The sequence below is a fragment of the Pseudomonadota bacterium genome (assembly GCA_030860485.1).
Classification (GTDB): Bacteria; Pseudomonadota; Gammaproteobacteria; order JACCXJ01; family JACCXJ01; genus JACCXJ01.
The window spans coordinates 1-4064 of record JALZID010000245.1 but is presented as its reverse complement, the minus strand read 5'-3'; the positions used below and the strand labels follow the sequence as shown (position 1 = coordinate 4064).

General features: G+C 62.4%; 5 protein-coding genes. All 5 read right to left on the bottom strand.

The features are described 5' to 3' along the window. Positions 1-85 precede the first annotated feature (85 nt). Complete coding sequence (locus M3461_15260; GenBank protein MDQ3775606.1) at positions 86-1075, bottom strand: cyclic nucleotide-binding domain-containing protein; 990 nt, start codon at positions 1073-1075, stop codon at positions 86-88. 182 nt (positions 1076-1257) lie between these two features. Beyond that, positions 1258-1476, bottom strand: a complete 219-nt coding sequence (locus M3461_15255) for a hypothetical protein (GenBank protein ID MDQ3775605.1) — start codon at positions 1474-1476, stop codon at positions 1258-1260. 17 nt (positions 1477-1493) lie between these two features. After that, a complete protein-coding gene (locus M3461_15250) occupies positions 1494-1859 on the bottom strand; it encodes a hypothetical protein (protein MDQ3775604.1) in 366 nt (121 codons plus the stop codon). Between the two features lie 409 nt (positions 1860-2268). Beyond that, a complete protein-coding gene (locus M3461_15245; GenBank protein ID MDQ3775603.1) occupies positions 2269-3615 on the bottom strand; it encodes an aminotransferase class V-fold PLP-dependent enzyme in 1347 nt (448 codons plus the stop codon). A 157-nt stretch (positions 3616-3772) separates the two neighbouring features. Then, positions 3773-4064: phosphatase PAP2 family protein (locus M3461_15240; GenBank protein ID MDQ3775602.1), on the bottom strand; the 292-nt coding region annotated here is incomplete at its 5' end.

Here is a 4064-nt window from a genome sequence, read left to right as displayed (position 1 = left end):
CGGCCTGCACTGTTCAAATCGGAGACACCTTGGCAATCCATGGGAAGCCGCGCCGTTATTGGGTTTCAGGGCACCTACCCCGAAATTAACCGGACCCTACTGCGGCGGAGTGACAAAGTAGAATTAGGTACTCACCGACCAAGTCGCTGTTCAAGAGCAAGGTCGGCCCGTGCCCCGACAGAGCTTCGACCAGCCGGCGGCTGAAATCCGTGAGTGGAACATTATTGCCGGTCAGGATGAGCGCGATAGTGACCACGCTGTTTTTATCCCGCGCTTTCCCTAAGGTTTGCGTCCAAAGACGGTTGATCACGGCGCCGGCGAAGTGTTTGACCAATTCGGGGGGGTGTTTCCGTACCAGACGCTCGAAGCCCTCCACCGATAGCTTGGCCATCAGGGTGTCTCGAATGGCGCACACGGCGGCCGTGCGTTTGCCTCCCGTTAGGATCCCCATCTCGCCGACCGTCTGGCCACGCCCGAGCTCGGTGGAGACGCGCGGCTCGCCGCCCGCGTTTTGGTGGGTGACACGCAAGCGGCCGCTCACGACGACGTAGCTCCCGTCGCAATCGTCTCCCTCGCGCATGAGCCAGGCGCCGCTCGGACAAAGCATCAATTCCATCTCCGCTTCCAGATCCTTGAGCACGGCTTGGCTCATAGCCTTGAACTGATCGCCGAAGAACAGCACGTTCTGCAGCTCCGCCCGTTGCAAGCGCTCGACGATGATCCGCGCCAGCCGGGCCGCTACTTGCGGAGCCGTCCAGCGTGCGTGGTCGACGGCGTCCTTGGCGAGTCTAGCGACGATCGAGTCGCGATCGGCACGAACCGAGGCGCTGCGCCGCTCGCCCGTTACCAGCGCGATCTCGCCGACGCAGGCGCCCGGGCCGACACGATTGAGGGGAACCACCTCGCCCCGATCGTTTTTCCGAGTCACCAGGAATTGACCTTCGAGAATCACGTAAAGGCTGTCGCCGGGCTCATCCTGGCGAATGAGAAACTGACCCTGGGACAAGGAGACAAGCTCCATCGCCCTGGCGAAGAGCTCCAGTTCCGATGGCGATAGATCGGAAAACAGATCCATATCCGCCAAAATGGGTAGCCACTCAATGGTCGTTTGCTTCACTCGATCCGTTTGATCCGCTTCCACACCGTCCTACCCCCTCTTCCAAGCACCCTCTTGCCAGGGATTTCACCGTCGCAGCTACAGGGCCGTTAACAGCAACATTCTACACCGGGCCCCACACCTACACTGCGTTTTCACGCTCATGAGGATCGGCCGAGCAGCAGCGCATCGTGCGGCTCCTGGTCGAGAAGGTTATCGTCTCGCCACAGGACATCGAGGGCAGGCTGCGAGCGAATGGCATTGAGGAGCTTCCCTTGAGCTGCGCCCAGCCGTGCCGGAGAGGAGGTGGCGGCGTGAGTCTGACTCGTATCAGCAAGACCGGCGAGCCGCAGGTCAACCAGCGACGGCCGCGTGACCATCTCGGTCCCCATCCAGATCAAACGGCGCAGCGGGAGGAAGCATCGAGCTTATCCCGGAGCGGCTGCAAGGCGGGCCAGGTGTTGTAAACGGTCTCCTGCATAACGTAATCTAAGATGATGATATTGGGATTCTTTTCCTTGATCCCTTTGAGGGCGGCCCGCATCTTATTGGTGGAACCCCAGTTCGGAAAGAAATCGATGAAGAGGTAATCGAGCTTGGCAAGCTGGGCCTGCATGGTCGGGTCCCCATAGGCGTGGGGGGTGCCGTACTTTGTGCCGGCGAGCCGGGGCCAGACGGCCTTTGGCGTTCCGGCGATGGCCACGGACAGTAAGGGGGAAGTCACGAAGCTGGCGATAAAGCCGGTGATGAAGCAGCTAAGCATGCGCATATACTCTGTCCTCAAGATCCTGGTGACAACGAACGGTGCCCGCCTGACTTCGGTCTGCCTAAAGCCTTAGCCGGCCTTCGAAGCGGCGCTGGGCCTTCCCAGACATTCGCCCAGTATCGATTTGTGCACCAATGCCTGATGGCGCCCGAATAACGCCACACATCAAAGAGCCAACCCACACTAAGGGCCCCGTTCACTTCCGCTCCTGTCCGTTTCCGACGCATCCAGAGATGAGTAAGACCGGGCTTACGCTGATGGCACACGCCGCTGTACTTCTGCGCGCTCTCGTCGTTTCTCCTTCGTTAGCGCTGCTTCCGTACGCCTTCGACCTCCTTATGTCGTCGGCAGCGCACGCGCTGAGGTTCCTAGCTCCGGCACTCGGTGTTCCGAATTCACCGCCACTCTACGTGCGAGCGATCGCGCGCACCGCGGCGACTACGGCATCCACCTCTTCCGGCGTGTTCACCAGGCTCGGCGCGAGGCGCGCATACGAGACCTTGTAGGGGCTCGTGCTCGCGATGATGCGGCGCTCAAGGAGCATGTTCACGACGGCTTTAGGCGCGATCCTATCCACCTCGAAGGCAATGATTCCCGCCGACAGCTCGGGATCTCGCGGCGTGTGGAGCGTCAGGTGCGGTATGGCCGCCAGTCCCGACTTGCAGCGATCGTTCAGCTGGCGGATGCGCTCTGCCACCCACGGGCGCCCGATCTGCCGATGGAAACGGAACGCCGCACCCATCGCCCATTGATGTTCGTAGGCCGTGAAGCCGCCCGGCGTCATGCGTGCCGCGTCATTCGGGCCGGCATCGCGTTTCTCATTCATCCAGGCGTCGAACGACTCTACCTTCGAGAAGGTAGGAATCGTCGGGCGCAGGCGTGCCCAGCTCTTGGGAGCGGCCCAGATGATGCCCGTGCCACGCGGGGCGAAGATCCACTTGTGCGTGCCGGCGCAGAAGTAGTCGCAGCCCATCCGAGCGATGCTCTCGTCCACCGCGCCCAGGCCATGCACGCCATCCACCACCAGGAGCACGGCGTGAGCTTCCTCGCGCTTACCGTTGATCTCTTCAAGCGCTCTCGCGATCTCCCGGATCGGGAGCCGCACGCCGCTGCTCGAGTGCACCCAGGTAACGCCGAGCGCGCGGGTGGACGGTCGGATCGCCGAGCGGATCCGCTCTACGATGCCGGATACCGAGGCATCTTCCGGACGGTCGAACAGGGGCATCTTACGCATACCGGCGCCGACACGTTCGACGGCGAGCCGGATCGACTCGTGATGCGAGTAGTGATCGTGCGTGGTGGTGAGAACCTCGTCACCAGGCTTTAGAGGCAATCCGTTGTAGATCAGCGCCAGTCCCATGGTCGTGTTGCCGGTGAGCGCGATCTCGGTGGGTTCGGCGTCCAGGTAGGGCGCGATCTCCTTGCACACCTTGCGCTGCATGTTCTCCGCCTCCGACTCGAACATGCCGCGCACCACGACGAGGAACGGGTTGGCGTCGAGCGCCCGGCGGAAGTCCTCGATCGCCGCGCGTACCGGACGCGGATGGGATACCAGGAAGAAGCTGGCGAAGTGGAGATAGTCGCGAACCAGGGGGAACTGGGAGCGGATGCTGGCCCAGTCCTTCGCAGGCGAAAGCGCCGGCGGGTTCAGCGTCTGCCGCTCGAGCGCGGCGAGCAGATTGCCAGGCCGCAGCGTCGTCGCGGCTGCCAGCGTGCCGCTGCCGATCAGGAACTTCCGACGGGAAAGCACCATCGGGACCCCTCGTGACGACCGAGCGCAGGAGGCCCCCCGCGACTTCGCAATGGGCAATGTCGACCTACCGCGCAACGATGGACTCCGACCGGACGCCTGCCTATGGCCACCTGTGCCGATGTAAGTGGCACTCACCACTAAGTTTAAACTAAGACCGCTACGCTTGCCGCTCCCTCCGAAATATGAGCTTATAGACCACAGTCACCCACAACACCCCTAAAACCATCCCGCCCAGCGTATCCGACGGAAAGTGCACCTGCAGGTAGATCCGAGAGGCGGCCACGCAGGCCACCACAACCACTGCCGCGCAGGCGACCCACCGTGCCCACTCGGGGGCTTGGCGGCGCACGATAAGAACTAGGCACAGGAAAAACGCAGTCGCCTGAGCGGCATGCGCGCTCGGGAACGAATCCGAGACGGGTAGCTCGATCAAGAGCGGGTAAAGCGCG